General features: G+C 71.7%; 16 protein-coding genes. 8 read left to right on the top strand and 8 right to left on the bottom strand.

All coding sequences use genetic code 11. The features are described from left to right. Positions 1-17 precede the first annotated feature (17 nt). Complete coding sequence (locus ACIQGV_RS09085; protein ID WP_402492577.1) at positions 18-1,463, bottom strand: VWA domain-containing protein; 1,446 nt, start codon at positions 1,461-1,463, stop codon at positions 18-20. A gap of 256 nt (positions 1,464-1,719) precedes the next feature. On the opposite strand from ACIQGV_RS09085, the gene ACIQGV_RS09080 reads away from it, so the two are divergent. Continuing rightward, positions 1,720-2,004 (top strand): hypothetical protein, encoded by a 285-nt coding sequence (locus tag ACIQGV_RS09080; protein ID WP_402492575.1) that lies wholly within the window; start codon positions 1,720-1,722, stop codon positions 2,002-2,004. A 24-nt stretch (positions 2,005-2,028) separates the two neighbouring features. Here the strand turns inward: ACIQGV_RS09080 and ACIQGV_RS09075 are convergent, their stop codons facing one another. Then, entirely contained in the window at positions 2,029-2,226 is a 198-nt protein-coding gene (locus ACIQGV_RS09075) for a hypothetical protein (protein WP_402492573.1), read from the bottom strand. 75 nt (positions 2,227-2,301) lie between these two features. On the opposite strand from ACIQGV_RS09075, the gene ACIQGV_RS09070 reads away from it, so the two are divergent. Further along, positions 2,302-2,475, top strand: a complete 174-nt coding sequence (locus ACIQGV_RS09070; RefSeq protein ID WP_402492571.1) for a hypothetical protein — start codon at positions 2,302-2,304, stop codon at positions 2,473-2,475. Between the two features lie 99 nt (positions 2,476-2,574). Here the strand turns inward: ACIQGV_RS09070 and ACIQGV_RS09065 are convergent, their stop codons facing one another. After that, a complete protein-coding gene (locus ACIQGV_RS09065; RefSeq protein WP_402492569.1) occupies positions 2,575-3,651 on the bottom strand; it encodes a polyprenyl synthetase family protein in 1,077 nt (358 codons plus the stop codon). Positions 3,652-3,842: 191 nt separating this feature from the next. Here ACIQGV_RS09065 and ACIQGV_RS09060 point away from each other — a divergent pair, with 191 nt between their 5' ends. Continuing rightward, on the top strand, positions 3,843-4,466 hold the full coding sequence (locus tag ACIQGV_RS09060; RefSeq protein ID WP_402492567.1) for a hypothetical protein: 624 nt from the start codon (positions 3,843-3,845) through the stop codon (positions 4,464-4,466). A gap of 101 nt (positions 4,467-4,567) precedes the next feature. Here ACIQGV_RS09060 and ACIQGV_RS09055 read toward each other — a convergent pair whose 3' ends face one another. The 4 genes from ACIQGV_RS09055 to ACIQGV_RS09040 all read right to left on the bottom strand — a co-directional run bounded on the left by ACIQGV_RS09055 (position 4,568) and on the right by ACIQGV_RS09040 (position 9,449). Beyond that, the gene (locus ACIQGV_RS09055) at positions 4,568-5,317 is read right to left on the bottom strand and encodes a calcium-binding protein (RefSeq protein WP_402492565.1); all 750 of its coding nucleotides are present in this window, start codon (positions 5,315-5,317) and stop codon (positions 4,568-4,570) included. Positions 5,318-5,470: 153 nt separating this feature from the next. Next, positions 5,471-7,300 carry a methyltransferase gene (locus ACIQGV_RS09050; RefSeq protein WP_402492563.1) on the bottom strand — a complete coding sequence of 610 codons (1,830 nt, stop codon included), beginning with the start codon at positions 7,298-7,300 and terminating at the stop codon, positions 5,471-5,473. A gap of 193 nt (positions 7,301-7,493) precedes the next feature. Next, the gene (locus ACIQGV_RS09045) at positions 7,494-8,705 is read right to left on the bottom strand and encodes a 4-hydroxybenzoate 3-monooxygenase (protein ID WP_402492561.1); all 1,212 of its coding nucleotides are present in this window, start codon (positions 8,703-8,705) and stop codon (positions 7,494-7,496) included. Positions 8,706-8,936: 231 nt separating this feature from the next. Further along, positions 8,937-9,449, bottom strand: a complete 513-nt coding sequence (locus tag ACIQGV_RS09040) for a hypothetical protein (RefSeq protein WP_402492559.1) — start codon at positions 9,447-9,449, stop codon at positions 8,937-8,939. 475 nt (positions 9,450-9,924) lie between these two features. Here ACIQGV_RS09040 and ACIQGV_RS09035 point away from each other — a divergent pair, with 475 nt between their 5' ends. After that, entirely contained in the window at positions 9,925-10,632 is a 708-nt protein-coding gene (locus ACIQGV_RS09035; protein ID WP_402492557.1) for a hypothetical protein, read from the top strand. A gap of 95 nt (positions 10,633-10,727) precedes the next feature. Here ACIQGV_RS09035 and ACIQGV_RS09030 read toward each other — a convergent pair whose 3' ends face one another. Further along, positions 10,728-11,363 (bottom strand): TetR/AcrR family transcriptional regulator, encoded by a 636-nt coding sequence (locus tag ACIQGV_RS09030; protein ID WP_402492555.1) that lies wholly within the window; start codon positions 11,361-11,363, stop codon positions 10,728-10,730. 61 nt (positions 11,364-11,424) lie between these two features. Between ACIQGV_RS09030 and ACIQGV_RS09025 the strand changes: the two genes are divergently transcribed. From ACIQGV_RS09025 to ACIQGV_RS09010, 4 genes are all read left to right on the top strand, one after another. Further along, a complete protein-coding gene (locus ACIQGV_RS09025; protein ID WP_402492553.1) occupies positions 11,425-12,258 on the top strand; it encodes a class I SAM-dependent methyltransferase in 834 nt (277 codons plus the stop codon). Positions 12,259-12,486: 228 nt separating this feature from the next. Then, entirely contained in the window at positions 12,487-13,191 is a 705-nt protein-coding gene (locus tag ACIQGV_RS09020; RefSeq protein ID WP_402492551.1) for a VanZ family protein, read from the top strand. Between the two features lie 68 nt (positions 13,192-13,259). Beyond that, positions 13,260-13,952: a response regulator transcription factor gene (locus ACIQGV_RS09015; protein WP_402492549.1), complete on the top strand. Its 693-nt coding sequence runs from the start codon at positions 13,260-13,262 to the stop codon at positions 13,950-13,952. Then, the gene (locus ACIQGV_RS09010) at positions 13,945-15,024 is read left to right on the top strand and encodes a sensor histidine kinase (protein ID WP_402492547.1); all 1,080 of its coding nucleotides are present in this window, start codon (positions 13,945-13,947) and stop codon (positions 15,022-15,024) included. The genes ACIQGV_RS09015 and ACIQGV_RS09010 overlap by 8 nt, the downstream gene beginning before the upstream one ends. Positions 15,025-15,075: the final 51 nt, after the last annotated feature.

The raw sequence follows: 15,075 nt of genomic DNA, 5'->3' as shown, positions 1-15,075 counted from the left end.
TTCATCGGTGCGCCCGGTCAGAGGATTCCCGCCCGGCCCGCAGCGGTGATCCAGGACGGGAACTCGGACAGCAGGCGGTCGTAGAGGTCCTGGTCCGGGACGGTGCTGATGTCGTCCACCGCGAAGAAGCCCACGTTGTCGACGCGTCGGCCGGGCAGGGTGTCGAACCGTTCCAGGACGCCGTAGTTCGAGCGTCCCAGGCCGACGAACTGCCAGAAGATCGGCTCCTCGACCGCCTCGCGCAGTTCCTTCTCGATCGCCGCGTCGCGGTAGACGCCACCGTCGGAGAAGAACAGCACGAAGGTCGGGACAGACGCGGGATGCTCCCGCACATACGTCCTGACCTGGGCGATCGCCTTCTGCTCGTCGTTCTGGATGCCGATCGACCGCATGTCGACCTGCCCTGCCTCCAGTCCCTTCCTGGGCTTCTTGCCGCGGCGGAACAGGCCGATCTCCCCCACCCGCACATGCAGTCGCAGCCACTCGGGGAGTTCACCCAGCCGGAGGTCCGGCAGGCGGGCCGCGTTGCTGGCGAAGGTCCATGCCTGCATCTCGCCGTCGTCGTCGAGCTGCGCCGCGACCGCCGCCATGCGCTCCACGACGTCCGCCACCACACCGCCGGCGTACAGGAGCGCCATCGAGCCGGAGGCGTCCAGCACCAGGATCACCCGCGCGGTGACGCCGGCCGCGCCATGCTTGCCGAGGCTGACGGCGACCTGTTCCTTGCGCAGGGACAGCCGCTTGCGCATGTCCACGGGGAGACGCTCCTCGCCCTTGGTGAGGCGGGGCCCGGACGCCGGGCCCGAGGGCGACGGCGTCACGGGGGCGGGCGAAGGCGGGACGGCCGCCTGCGGCGGGGCGGGCGGGGGCTGAACGGGTGCCACCGCCGGCGGGGCAGGTGCCGGTGACGGGGTGGCCGCGGCGGGCGGTTCCTCGTCGACGGTGATCCCGAAGTCGGTGGCCAGCCCCGCGAGCCCGGAGGCGTAGCCCTGACCGACGGCGCGGAACTTCCAGCGCCCCTCGCGCCGGTAGAGCTCACCGCCGATGAAGGCCGTCTCCGTGCCGGCCGTCATCTCGAAGCGGGCCACCTCGGCCCGGCCCGCCGCGTCCAGGAGTCTCAGGGTCAGACCGGCGACCTGGCCGAAGGTGCCGCCGTCGGTCGACGCGCACAGCACCACGCGCGCGATGCCGCTCTCCAGAGCGCCCAGGTTCACCTCGACCGTGTCGGTCATGACACCGCCGGCGGCTCGTTTGCCGGTGTGGGTGACGGAGCCCGAGGCGTGCCTGGGCTGGTTGTAGAAGACGAAGTCGCCGTCGTCACGGACCCGTCCGGCCTCGGTGAGCAGCAGGGCCGACGCGTCGACGTCCGGTCCGCCGCCTCGCCCGGACCAGCTGAGTTCGACGCGGACGACGGACGGGGCGACCGGCAGATTGGCGCCCTTGCTCATGGATCGCGCTGTCATGGGGCCAGTCTGCCGAGTCGGCGGCGTGCGGACACCCCCCTGGCAGATGCCGGGCCGATGGTGCGACGCGCCGACGGGGCGGTGACGCCGTCCGCAACGGCGTCCGGGCGGCGCTTCGGCCGGGTCCGCCCCTCCGTTCGGACCACCGGCGCGCGTCTTTCCGGTGATTCGCGCCGGACCCACGCCGACCGCGTCCGCCCGGACGGGTACGCCGTCCTCACACGACACTGCCTCACGAACCATGAGGAGACCAGCCATGTACGCAGTGGTCCGGCGGTACGAAGGGGTCACCGACCCCGTCGAAGCAGGACGCAGGGTCGACGCCGAGTTCGTACCGCTTCTGCGCTCGGTCGAGGGCTTCGTGGCCTACTACTGGGTCGATGCCGGCGGTGGGGTGATGGTGTCGACGGGTGTCTTCCAGGACCGGGCCGGCGCCGAGGAGTCGACCGCCCGGGCACGGGACTTCGTGCAGAACCGCCTCGCCTCCCTGCTGCCCCTGCCGCCCCAGATCACCGCGGGCGAAGTCGTGGCACACGCCTAGCGGACCGCACCGGACACCCCCTCGTCACAGGCCGATCCGGACGTAGCTGCCGGAGTGGTCGCCGAGGTTGCCGTAGGAGCAGTCACCGGACAGGTACGGGGCGCGGGAGACATCGCCCCACCACCAGTCGTTGAGGCAGTCGGTGGTGCGGGGGCCGGAAGCAGTGAGCGACCCACTGGTCGTTCTGGTTCCGGCCGTAGATGTGGACGGAGCAGACGCCACCGCGTCCACCGGCAGGACGAGAAGCCGACCGCAGGCGGACGCCGCGGGACGCTGACGGGCCTGTACCACCTGGCCGTGCTGCGCGACGTGGCGGGGGACCGGGAAAGCGCCGAGGACATGGCCCGGCAGGCCGCCGGACACGGCGACACCGACGCCTTGTGTCTCCCCGGCGACGTGCGGGCTCTGCTCAAGAGGCTGTGGCCCTGCGGTCTGGACCCGGACGGCACTCCGACACCACCGTGGCAGTGAGCGCACGCGGCCGCGCAGCTCGCCCCGGCCCCCGCAGGAGCACGGCGTCCTCCGCTCGCCGGCCGGTCTCGTCGAGCACGGGCACGGTCACGGTCACGATCACCGGACGCGCAGCGCGCCCCACAGCGGCAGTTGCTCGAAGAACTCGACGGCTTCGTGGCGCCAGCGTCCGCGCCAGCCCGCCGCGACGGCGGACGCCTCCTCGGCGACGCGGTGTGTCTCCGCGCGGAGTCGTGCGTCCACGCCGTGGTGCCGGGCGATGCGCCGGACCCGTTCGACGGTCTCCGGCGGACACCCGGGGCCGGCGAGCGCGGACTCCACCGCCTCCCTCTCCCGGCCGGTCGTGGCCGCCAGGACCGCGCACACCGCGTAGCTGCGACGGCCCTCGCGCAGATCCGATCCGGCCGGTTTGCCGAGCGTGGCGGCGTCCGCGAACAGGTCCAGGTAGTCGTCGCGCATCTGGCCGCTCACCCCGATCAGCGTCGCGTACCGGGCCAGTTCCTTCTCATGGGCGGCCGGGTCCTCGCCCGCGGCCAGCAGGCCCAGCCGCAACGGCGCGAGCACCGAGTACCGGGCGGTCTTGTACTCGGACACGGTGTCCAGCGCCTCACGGCCGGGCACCGGCCCGAAGTCGCGCTCCAGGTCCAGGATCTGCCCGACGACCGTGTCCGCTCCCGCGGTCGCCTGCACGGCTGCCATCGCCTGGCGCAGTGCGCGGGGCACCGGCGCGGTCAGCAGCACCTGGACCGACAGGAACGCCGCCAGGTCCCCGGCCAGGACGGCCAGGCCCAGTGCCGTCTGCGGACGGCCGGGGAACCGGCCGCGGTAGGCGTAGTACACCGAGGGCTCCCCTCGGCGCACCGGGGAGTCGTCGACGATGTCGTCGTGGATCAGCCCGTGCGTCTGGAGCAACTCGATGCTGAGCGCTGCCTCGTCCAGTCCGGCCACGGCGTCGGGGGTCACCAGCCGCGCCGCCTCGTGCAGCAGGGCGACCCTCAGCCGCTTCCCGCCCCGCAACGACATGTCCCGCACCAGTTCCAGCGCTTCGGGGACGAACGAGCTGCGCGGCAGGCCCTGTTCGGCGACGGAGTCGAAGTACTCCGCGAACAGCCCGTCGAAGCGGTCCTGGTAACCGGCGAGCCTCTCATGGACACCCGCCGCGGCCCCACCGGTCATCGATCTCCCCCGAACCCGTTCGGCGTGAGCAGGACGTCCGCCGTCACCGCGCCGTCCCTGTATCCAACACCACCGGGCCGGACGAACTCGCGTCCCCGTGTCGCACATCGGCGGAACCCCACGGTCCGCGGGCACGCTTCTGGTAGGGATCAGGGGACTGTGACAGCGAGATCCGGAGGAAGAGAAGTCCCGTGAACGAGGCAGACCGCACGCACACCGCCCTGGTGTTCACCGAGTACCACCTCTTCCGGATCACAGATCCGCAGGGGGCCGTGAGCGATGACCTCGATCCGAACCACAACGGACTGGTGTCCGCCACCGCCGGCGACATCGAGGTGCTGACGGGGATCCACACCGGCGATGTCGAGGTCGCCGTCGAACTGCACACACGGCGACCCGATCCGGCGGCCGGCTGGGAGGAGGCCGCCGAGATCTCCTGCCGCTCCCCCTCCGGGGACCTGCTGGTGACACCTCTCATGGACGACCCGGCGGACCTGCCCTCCCTCGCGCATCAGGGCCCCGGCGGCTACCGGCTGCGCCTGCACGCCACCGGCAGGGACCGGGCCGTCGACGGGACGTCGACGCACGGAGTCGTGGAGTCCTACCTGGTCCAGAGCTGGCCCGCGGCGCACCAGGACGCCTTCCTGGTGAAGGCGGCCGACGCCTACGGCAGCGGGGTCCGCGCCCGGCCGGCCCGCGACACCGTCGCCGTCGATCACGAGGACTCACCGGGCCCCCGGGCCGCCGAGGAGCGTGACATCCTGCGCCGCGCCGAACGCGGGGACTTCTCCTGGTCCCCCGCCGGCGGCCGGTGAGGTCCACGAGAACGTCACGGTGCGGACCGCCGCAACCGCCTACGGCGTCGGTGAAACCGCCGCGGGTGTTGAGTGCGGCCCGGGGAACGTGAGGAGACAGGTCAGCGCACGTCGACGTAGTCGCCCGTGGCCGCGGCCGTCGAGGTGGTGGTGGTGCGGGTGTGGTGCCAGCGCCAGTAGCCGTCGGACGTGGCCCTGACCGTGGTCCTCAGCACACCGCCGCTGCCGCTGGTCACCGTCTTGACGGTGGTGTACGCCGAGGTGCCCGCCTTGCGGAACTGAAGCTTCACCGAACGGCCGGAGTAGCCCGCGTACTTGCGGGTCTTCCAGTCGGCGCGGGTCAGCCTGCCGTTCACGGTGAGGGTGGCGTTCCTGGTCACCGGCTCCGGGGTGGCATTGGCCGTGAGCTTCGCCTCCCGTCGTACCGAGAACGTGGCGGCCCTGTCCGAGATGAGGTGGTCACCGTCGACGGCGTGGACGGTCGCCTGGACGTACCAGGGGTCGTCGGCCGGGCCGTTGTCGTAGAGACTCCTCGTGTCGATGGTCCAGGCGCCGCTGCAGGTCATGGTCGTGGCGCCGGCCGCGGTGCATGTGAGGCCGCGGTCCGACGCCAGGTACAGGTAGGACGGCAGCGACACATGCAGTTTCATGTCCTGGATGCCGGAATCGTCTCGGGCCGTGACGCTCACCTTGAAGGTCTTGGGAGCGGTGGGGCCCAGCGCGAGTTCGGCGCCTCCGTTGACGGTCACCTTGGTGATCGTCGTGTCGCCGTCGGCGTGCGCCGCCGGTGCGAGGAGGGCCGAGAGCGCCAGTGCGCCGGTCAGCACGGTGGCCAGGGAACGTATGTGCATGCGTCGCCTCCACATCAGTTACGGACGGCGCCGATTGTTCCAGGCGCCGCCCCGGCGATGATCGGTGAAACTACGCAATCGGACGCGCAATCCGGGCTTCCTGTCCACGGCCCTCCAGCCGCTCACCGCCGCGTGTCCGCCCTGCCGGGCAGGTCAGCGTCCGCGGGCGTGGAGGACGTGGGCGCCGAGCGGGAGGGGACTGTGGCCCACCAGTCGCAGCGCGCACGCGTCCAGCAGCCCGGCGTACTGGTCCGCGGTGCGTTCCCGGCCACCGGTGTTGCACATCATGTGGAGATCCCACGCCGTGGCGAGCGAGGGGGCGGCGTCGGCCGGCAGCAGGCGTTCGACGATCAGGAGATCGGCGTGTGCGGGCATGGCGTCGGCGCAGTGGCGCAGGATGCTCAGGCACCGGTCGTCGTCCCAGTCGTGCAGGACGCGGGACAGCAGGTAGACGTCGGCGCCCCGGGGTACGTCCGCGAAGTCGCCGGCCAGGAAGTCGCAGCGTCCGCCGGCCTCGGTCCCGGCGAGGTGCGCGCGGGCCGCGGCGAGGACCTGAGGGCGTTCGAGGAGGACGCCCCGAAGGGTGGGACGGGCGCTCAGGACGCGGCCCAGGAGTTCCCCCGTCCCGCCGGCGATGTCGACGACCGTCCGGGGACGGCCGGGGGCGCTCGCGGCGGCGGTGAGGACCGGATGGTCCGGGAGAGGGCCGAACATCGGGGCGCTGCACGCCATGGACCGGTCGAACAGGGCGGCGAGCTCGGGGTGGCGGGCGAAGTGGTCGAAGTGGTTCTCGCCGTGGAGGTGGTCGAAGCCGGGCTGTCCGGTGCGCACGGCATGGGTGAGGTGGGCGAAGGAGTCGTAGAACGGGCCGCCGTACATCAGGGCCAGCGGCCGCATGGAGCCGGGGGCGTCCGCGCGCAGGAGTTCGCCGACCCCGGTGAGGCGGAACCCGTCCGGGCTCTCGGCGACCACGCCCAGCATGGCGAGGTACCGCAGCAGGGTCGCGAGGGCGTCCGGCTGGGCGCCGACGGCCCGCGCCAGCTGTCCGGTGTCGGCGCCCGCGCGGTCGCCGACGGCCTCCGGCAGCCGCAGCCGGGCGCACGCCGCCAGGGCCTGGGTGGTCCAGGCGCCGGTCAGCAACCGCAGGAGCGTTTCCTCCGGCCGGCGCTCGTCCGGTTGCCCCACCGGCCGCACGGCGAGGTGCTCGGCCAGCACGTCCCGGTGGTCGCCGCTCGCGTACAGCTCCAGCCGCCGGTACGGCGTCTTGGTGCCGGCCGGGGCGGTGAAGTAGAACACGGTCCCGTCCTCGTGCGGGTTGTAGCCGCCGCCGTCGGCGCCGGCGCCGTGCTTCGCGAAGCTCGCCAGCAGCCCGCGCAGCACCAGCGGGTCGGGGCGCGGGAGTTCGAAGGCCAGGTGCGCCTCGTGGTCCGCCCTGCGCTCGTGGGCCGCGATCCCGGACAGCCCGGAACCCGGTGGCACGCTCAGCGCGAACACCTCGACCGCACGGCGTTCTCCGTCGGGGCCCGGGACCGTGGGGCGGAGAATCCTTACGTCAAGATCCGTGGCGGCGCGGCGGTGACGTGCGGCGAGACGTTCGCGGACGACGACGCTGGGCAGCGCCGCCGTGTCGGGGTCCAGTCCGCAGGCCGCCAGCTGCGACCGCAGCGTGGGTTCGTCCGGCGGGAGGACGAGCACGGCGGCGTGCGCGAAGCGGCACCGGTCCGCCAGCGCCCGCAGTTCGGGGCCGTCGAGGCCGGGCAGCACACGGGACAGCAGGACGGAGGTGTCCTGCTCGCGGACGAATGCGGCCGTCGCGTGCAGGCGTGCCGTGTCGTGGGCGTCGTCGGCGTCGTGGGCCTCGGTGGTGACGCCGGCGTCGTCGAAACCGCCGGTGTCGCCGGGGCCGTCGGGGCCGTCGGGGCCGTCGGGGCCGTCGGGGCCGTCGGGGCCGTCGGGGCCGTCGGGGCCGTCGGCGGTCGGCATGCTCGTCGTTGTGGGCAACATGAAGGAACCTCTCAGTGCATTGCGTGTCGGTGTCGAGGGAGAAGGTCCGGGCCGAAGGGCGGAACCGGGCCGGACCGGGCCGGACCGGACCGGGCCGGGGGGGCAGGCGCGGCCGGCCGCCGGGCATGCCCCTGGAGCGGGCGGTGAGGTGACGGGGAGCGGGGAGGGCGGGTCAGATTCCCGCGTAGTTCTCGGCGAACCAGTCCTGGTGGGTGCGCGAGTCGCGCAGTGAGACGAGGCGGGAGCGGCGCAGCCGCTCCCGGAAGTGCCCTGCCTCCTCGGGCCCGGGTGCGGCGTGCAGGAGACGGATCATCCAGTGCGAGAACTCCTGGGCCCGCCAGATGTGGTCCAGGCACCGCTCCGAGTACCGGTCGAGCGGTCCGGGGTCGCGCCGGGCGAGAGCGTCGGTCAGGGCGTGGGCGAGGATCTCGGCCTCCAGCACCGCGAGGTTCGCGCCCTTGGCGGCGGACGGGCTGATCAGGCCGGCGGCGTCGCCCACCAGGAACAGCGAGCCGTGGCGCAGCGGTTCGAGGACGTCGGACCGGAGATCGACGACGGTGCGCTGGACGACCCGTCCCGGGAGGAGGGGGCCGTACTCGGCCGTCCGCATGCGCAGGGCGAGTTCGTCCCAGATCCGTTCCTCGCTCCATGCGTCCGGGCGGGTCCCGCGTTCGCACTGCAGGTAGTAGCGGGTGATGTCGGAGGAGCGGGCCATGTGCCCGGCGAAACCGCGCGGGTGGAGCGCGTATCCGACGGCGTCCAGGCTCGGCGGCGCCTCGGCGAGCAGGCCCAGCCAGGACACCCCGTGGTCGCGCCGGTGCCGGCGGACGGCACCGGGCGGAAGGGAGCGGCGCCCGGCTCCGTGCCTGCCGTCGCAGGCGGCGACGTACCGGGCCCGCCATCTGCCGGGGCGCCCGTCCTGCTCACGTACCGTCACCGAGGGTGCGGGACCGTCCGCGTCGCACACGGCGACCGCCTCCGTGCGGAACTCGACCCGCCCTCCGGCTTCGAGGAAGTGCCCGAGCAGGTCGGCGACCAGTTCGTGCTGGGGGTGGACGGTGTGCACCTCGCCCCGGCCCAGTCGGCGGTAGTCGAGCCGGAAGCGGCCGTCCTCGGTGCGGAACTCGCAGACGCTGTGCTCCTGCCCTCGTCGGCGAAGTCCCTCGTCCAGGCCGTTGCGCTCCAGGATGCGTACGGTGTTGGCGGCGAGGAAGCCCGCCCGCGCCCGGTTCCGGATCTGCACGCTGTCGGCGCGTTCCAGGACGACGCAGTCGATCCCGTTGCGCAGCAGGATGTTGCCCAGTACCAGCCCGGCCGGACCGGCGCCGACGACGACCACGTCAGCCGAGTTCTGGGCGGTCCGGGCGTACTGACTCTCTGTCACAACGGTGGATCATAAGCATCGAACACCGGACGTATCACCGAAGATCACCCGAATGCTCCGCGCGTCGGGAAACGACTTGCCCGGCGATCGGGCACGCCGGGACGGCCCGGGTGCCGGCCGATGCGCCGACGGGCGTCGCTCCCGGCGTCCCGGAAGGTGTCGGCGTCCCTCGCCGCGCAGCCGGCCGGGGCCGGTTGCGCGGCGAGGGAGTCGGGCGCGGCGACTGCCGGCCTACGCCCAGACGCCTTCCGGGATCTCGAACGGTGTCCCGTTCTTGTTGAAGATTCTCCGCTGAAGATTTCTGTTGAGCCAGATGATCGTCTTCTTGGCCTTGCTCTTCGTCAGTGCGTTCTCGACATGGGTGATCAAGGTGTCACGGCTTTTCTGGTTCCCGAAATTGCGCAGATCGACGATGACCACCCTGGCTTGCGTGTCCAGCTTGTTGGCGATCTTCTTCAACGCCCCTTCCCCGTCGGTGGTGGACTTGGGGGTGTAGGCGTCACAGGTCCCCCACCCGGACTCGTCCCTGGCCACCGTCTCGTGGTCCGTTTCTTTTTCGCCTCCGGTCGTGTAGATCATGAAGTCCCCTGTGGCGCCGGTCGCCCCGGCGCCACGATGTCCGCTGGGATCGACCATGACGACCGTGCAGGCGGCCGGGGTGATCGCGGCCAGAGCCTGTCCGCAGGCGATCTCGCTCGCCGTCGGGTTGCTTTTCTCCGTGGTCGCTTGGATGAACCTGCCCATGACTGCACCTCTTCGTCCGAAGGGTCTCTCAGGTTTTCCGGAAGGTGAGTTGCGGGCCCGGAGGACGAGCCGCGGTCGCTCGCACGCTCCGAGAAGGGCGTGGAGGAGAAGGCGGCGATGCCGGGCCTGTGGAAAGGGCGGTCCTGTCGGGTGTTCCCGATGCAGCGTCCCAAGACGGCCAGGCGCCCTGTGCATCAGAATGGGGGACGACCTGGAGGCAGTCAAACTAGCCGGTCGGATCCCGCTGTTCGCACGGAACGCGCCCCCGAGGAACTCCGCCGCCACATCGGCCTCTTCGCCTCGTCTGCGGATGCGGGCCCGGCGGCCACGACGCAACCTGGGAGTACGGCCGACACCCCCACTCCCCCCTGCGGCACGCGTGCGGCCCGTGCTCCCTCTCCCTCACGCCCTCGGCAGCAGGGCCGATTCCGCAGATCACCGAAGACCCCGCACCCGCGGGGCCGAAGGAGCAGCCATGGGATCGATATCCGGCGTCATCAAGGACCTGGACCCGTCCATGCAGCAACTGGAGGAGGCCAAGGAGGCACTTGAGGCCCTCGAAGCCCTCGCCCAGACGAAGGCCCAGTACTTCCAGATGGACATCGAGAAGTCCCTGATCACAGCGGGAAGCTACCAGGACAGAAAGGTCCCGATCGAAGCGGTGCTGGACAGCGTGATCCAGACACACGCGTTCTCGTCCACCCAGGTGAAGAACATCGGCACACCGATCGCCCATGCGCTCAAGTCCTTCTGCCGGGGATCGGCCGACGAGATCATCGACGGCGTGGCGAATCTCGTCACCGACCTCCTCAAGGACTTCCTCGGTGAGTCGGAAGCCGCGGAGGACACCATGCACCGGTACGTGGTGCTGACCGAGGAGTACTCGATCATCCGCCTCGACCTGAGGGCGTGGCAGCGCAGCATCGAGGCCAGCGGGATCCGGAAGATGGCGCAGAAGGTCAGTGCGTTCGTCATGGTGAAGTCCGCGGTCGACCTGAGGAAGATCGGGTTCAACACCTTCCTGTACCTGTACCGCGGGCAGTTGAACGCGATGCACCTGGAGCCGACCGACATCGAGAGGGCTCTCGACCGTGCCGCCCAGGTCTATTCCAAGTTCCACCAGGAGGTGATCCGGCTCCAGGGAGACGGGCAGCGGGCCGAACTCACCCCGACGCCGGGCTGATCCGGGCGGTGGACCGCCACCGGGGACGACGGGTGCTCCGGTTCCGGGCGGGCGCCCGCCGGGCGGTCTGCCGTCATGTCCGCCCCCTCAGCTGATCAGAGTCCGCTGTCGGCCAACAGCTGAGAGCCGAGGGTCCGGTGGGCCCATCGCTCCCACTTCGCCGGCGGCCACGCACGGTCACGGGTCAGGACCAGGAAGAGTTCCGGGCTGAGGACGGCGTAGACGATGTCCGCCGCCTCGTCGGGGGAGACGGTGGGGCTGGCGCCCGGCTTCGCCATCAGGGCTTTCGCCGCTGCAGAGGTCACCGTGTACCGCGGGTCCGTCTGGTGCGGCCACAGCTCTCGGATCTCCGGGTCGGTCGCTGCCGCGGCCCGGACCATCTCGTTGACGGCCGCGACGCGTTCGAGTGTTCCCCGGGTGCCGCCGAGCAGGGCGGCCAGTGCGGATCCGGCAGTGGGCGCGTCCAGGACCTCCACGAACCATGGGCGTTCCATCGTCGGTACGGGTTCGTCGTCGCCCGCGATCGTGACGTCGACCAGTTCCTTGAGGAGGGAGGGCTTGTTCCGGAAGACGAAGTAGATCGTCTGCACCGCCACGCCCGCCCGGTCGGCGATCTCCTGCAGCCTGGTCGCCCCGTAGCCCTGTTCGACGAAGAGCACTCCGGCCGCCTGGATGATGCGTCGTCGAGTCTCCTGGGCCTTGTCGCCCTGTTTCCCCTTGCCTTCGCGCATGCCTGGAGTCTATATCTAGAGTTGAACTCTAGAGGTGAACTCCAAGCGAGGAGGACGGGTCGTGCACACCATCGCCAACCGTCAGCAGGCACAGGCATGGAACGACTGGGAAGGTGTCCACTGGGCCGAACACCACGAGCGCTACAACGCGATGATGGAGGCGTTCGACGGCGCCCTGTTCGCCGCGGCAGACATCGGGACCCATGACCGGGTGCTCGACATCGGCTGCGGCACCGGCCGGACCACGTGCCTTGCCGGGCGACGGGCTCGCCACGGAAGCGTCGTGGGAATCGACCTGTCCGCGCCGATGCTGGAGCGCGCCCGCCGCGAGGCAGCCGCGGAGTGCCTCGGCAACGTCACCTTCGAACAGGGTGACGCACAGGTGCATCCGTTGCCGGACCGCGGGTTCGACGTCCTCATCAGCCGTGGCGGTGTCATGTTCTTCGCCGACCACGTCGCAGCCTTCACCCACCTCAGGCGCACGCTCGCGCCGGCCGGCCGCCTCGCGTTCCTCTGCCCGCAGCCCGCAGGGCCGGACAGCGCCTACGCCCGTGCGACCGCCTCGCTCTCGCCGTTCCTGCGCGAGGCGTCCCCCGCCTCCAGGGGCATGGGATCGCTCCTGGACCCCGCACGCATCCGCCAGGTGCTCACCGCCGGCGGGTTCACCGACACCGAGGTGGCACCGTACGAGGCCCCCATGAACTTCGGCGCGGATGCGGGCGACGCCGCGGACTTCCTCTTCTCCATGGGTCCGACCCGCCACAACCTGCGCGATGTCGACCCGGTGACCATCGCCCGAGTCCGCGCGGAAGTACGCGACGCGCTGATGGAGTTCACGACGGAGGACGGTGTCCGTGTCCCCGGTGCGGTCTGGATCGTCACAGCAAGGCGGTGAGCACACCCCTTCGGGCGAGCGCCCCCTTCAGGGGCGTGAGCCGCAGTGGCGCTTCCCGCCATGGCAGGCCGGCCCTCGGCGGAACGCGCCGCATGTGACCGGCCGACACCCGTCGACGGTGAATCGCCTTCGTGATGCCGACGGCCGGCTCGCCGGAGACCCCGCATATCGCGGGCGTATCGAGAAACGCATACGCCGCCGCAACGGCCCGCCCTCTTCCATGGGGGCATGAATCACAGCGCGTCCCCGTCCTCACCGCCCCGCCGCGCACGCGGGATCGTGTCCCTCGGCCTGGTGCTCCTCGGCCTGGCGAGTGCCCTGTTCGCCGTACGGCGTCCGCTGACGATGTCGGCCCCGGTGTGCATGGCGGGGCGGTGGCACGGCTGCTTCGACACGTTCAACGGTGTGGTGCTCATGACGCTGGTCGCGCTGCCTCCGGCCGCGCTGGTGGTGTGGGCTCTGGCACGCCGCCGGCGGGCCGCCGGGGTCGCGTCGGCGTGGCGGATGTCGCTGGCCGAGGTGGGCATGGTGCACGGGACGGTGCCGTTCGTATGGATGACCATGATGCCGGGCGCCGAGCCCGGCATCGCCCCCGCCCGGGTGAGCCTCGTACCGCTGCGGGACCTGGTCACGATGGGGCCGCTCGGGATCGGCGGCAACCTGCTGGTCCTCGCGGCGCTGGGGTTCTTCGCCCCGATGCGGTTCGCGGTACTGGCGTCCGTGCCGCGGATCCTGGCGCTCGGGGCGGGCTGCTCGGTCCTGGTCGAGGCCGCGCAGTACGTCCTGCGGCTGGACCGGGTCTCCTCCGTGGACGACGTACTGGTCAACGCCACCGGTGCCGTACTGGCCGCGCTGGCGTCGCGCCGCTGGTGGCGCACCGCGGCGGAGGTGCCGCCGGACCTGCCCCGCCCCGTGCCGGCAGCGGCGGGCTGAGCCGCCCGTCCGGTGCGCCCCCGTGTTTGCATACGCCGACGACAGGCGGCACTGCTTAGGCTCTCGGCATGCGCGTACTGATCGTGGAGGACGAGCCCTATCTGGCCGAGGCCGTCCGTGACGGCCTGCGGCTGGAGGCGATCGCCGCCGACATCGCCGGCGACGGCGACTCCGCCCTGGAACTGCTCGGCATCCACTCCTACGACCTCGCGGTCCTGGACCGCGACATCCCCGGCCCCTCCGGCGACGAGGTCGCCCGGCGCATCGTCGCCTCCGGCAGCGGCATCCCGATCCTCATGCTCACCGCCGCCGACCGGATCGACGACAAGGCATCAGGGTTCGGGCTCGGCGCCGACGACTACCTCACCAAACCGTTCGAGCTGCGGGAGCTCGTCCTGCGGCTGAGGGCGCTCGACCGCAGACGCGCGTACGCCCGGCCCCCGGTCCGCGAGATCGCGGGCCTGCGGCTGGACCCCTTCCGCCGGGAGGTCTTCCGCGACGGACGCCACGTCGCGCTCACCCGCAAGCAGTTCGCCGTGCTGGACGTCCTCGTCGCCGCCGAGGGCGGGGTCGTCAGCGCCGAGGAGCTGCTGGAACGGGCCTGGGACGAGAACGCCGACCCTCTCACCAACGCGGTGCGCATCACCGTCTCCGCGCTGCGCAAACGGCTCGGCGAGCCCTGGGTCATCGCCACGGTGCCCGGTGTCGGCTACCGCATCGACACCGGCCCCGGTACCGCCCCCGGCAGTACGCGTGCGTAGACGCCCAGGGCTCAGCGCCCGGCTGAAACTCACCCTCAGCTACGCGGGATTCGTGTCGGTGGCCGGTGCCGTCCTGCTGGCCGTGGTCTGGGTGTACCTGCTGCGCTACGTACCCGACAACTCCCAGGGCATCCTCGGGGTCACGCCCAACCGCTACGTCCTCCTGCAGGTCTTCGCCCCCGCCGCAGCCACCGCGCTGGCCTTCCTCCTGCTGTTCGGCCTCCTCGGGGGATGGATCCTCGCCGGCCGGATGCTCGCGCCGCTCACCCGGATCACGGACGCGGCGCGCAGGGCCGGGAAAGGGTCGCTGTCCCACCGGATCCGTATGAAGGGCCGCCAGGACGAGTTCCGTGAACTCTCCGACGCGTTCGACTCGATGCTCGAACAACTCGAGTCCCATGTCGCCGAGCAGCAGCGGTTCGCCGCGAACGCCTCCCACGAACTGCGCACCCCGCTGGCGATCACGCGGACGCTCCTCGACGTCGCCCGCAAGGACCCCGCACGGGACCGGGGCGAACTCGTCGAGCGTCTGTACGCCGTCAATACGCGGGCGATCGACCTCACCGAGGCCCTTCTGCTGCTCAGCCGCAGCGACCGCGGGACCTTCCCCCGCGAGAGCGTGGATCTCTCCCTCGTCGCCGAGGAAGCCGTCGAGACACTGCTCCCCCTCGCCGAACAGCGCCGGATCACGCTCGACGTCACCGGTGGGGCGGCCCGGACCGGCGGCTCCGCGGAACTCCTGCTGCGGATGGCGACGAACCTCGTCCAGAACGCCGTCGTCCACAACCTCCCCGCCGGCGGCACCGTGACGGTCCACACCGGGACGGACGGCGACACCAGCGTGCTGCGGGTCGAGAACACGGGCCCCCTGCTCCCACCGGACCTGGTGCCGACCCTCACCGAACCCTTCCGGCGCGGAACGGAACGCGTACGCACCGACGAGCACGCCGGTGCCGGTCTCGGCCTGGCCATCGTGCACAGCGTCGTCCGCGCCCACGGCGGGACCCTCGCCCTCCTCCCCCGCCCCGCCGGCGGTCTCCTCGTCACGGTCCGGCTCCCCGGCACGCCGTAGCCGGCGTCCCTCGGCGGGTGCCGCCGCGCCCGCCGGAAGGCGGAGGGACGC

The sequence above is a fragment of the Streptomyces sp. NPDC093094 genome, assembly GCF_044754345.1.
Lineage (GTDB): Bacteria > Actinomycetota > Actinomycetes > Streptomycetales > Streptomycetaceae > Streptomyces.
Note: the sequence above shows the minus strand (reverse complement) of the source record. Positions and strands in the feature narration are given on the sequence as shown.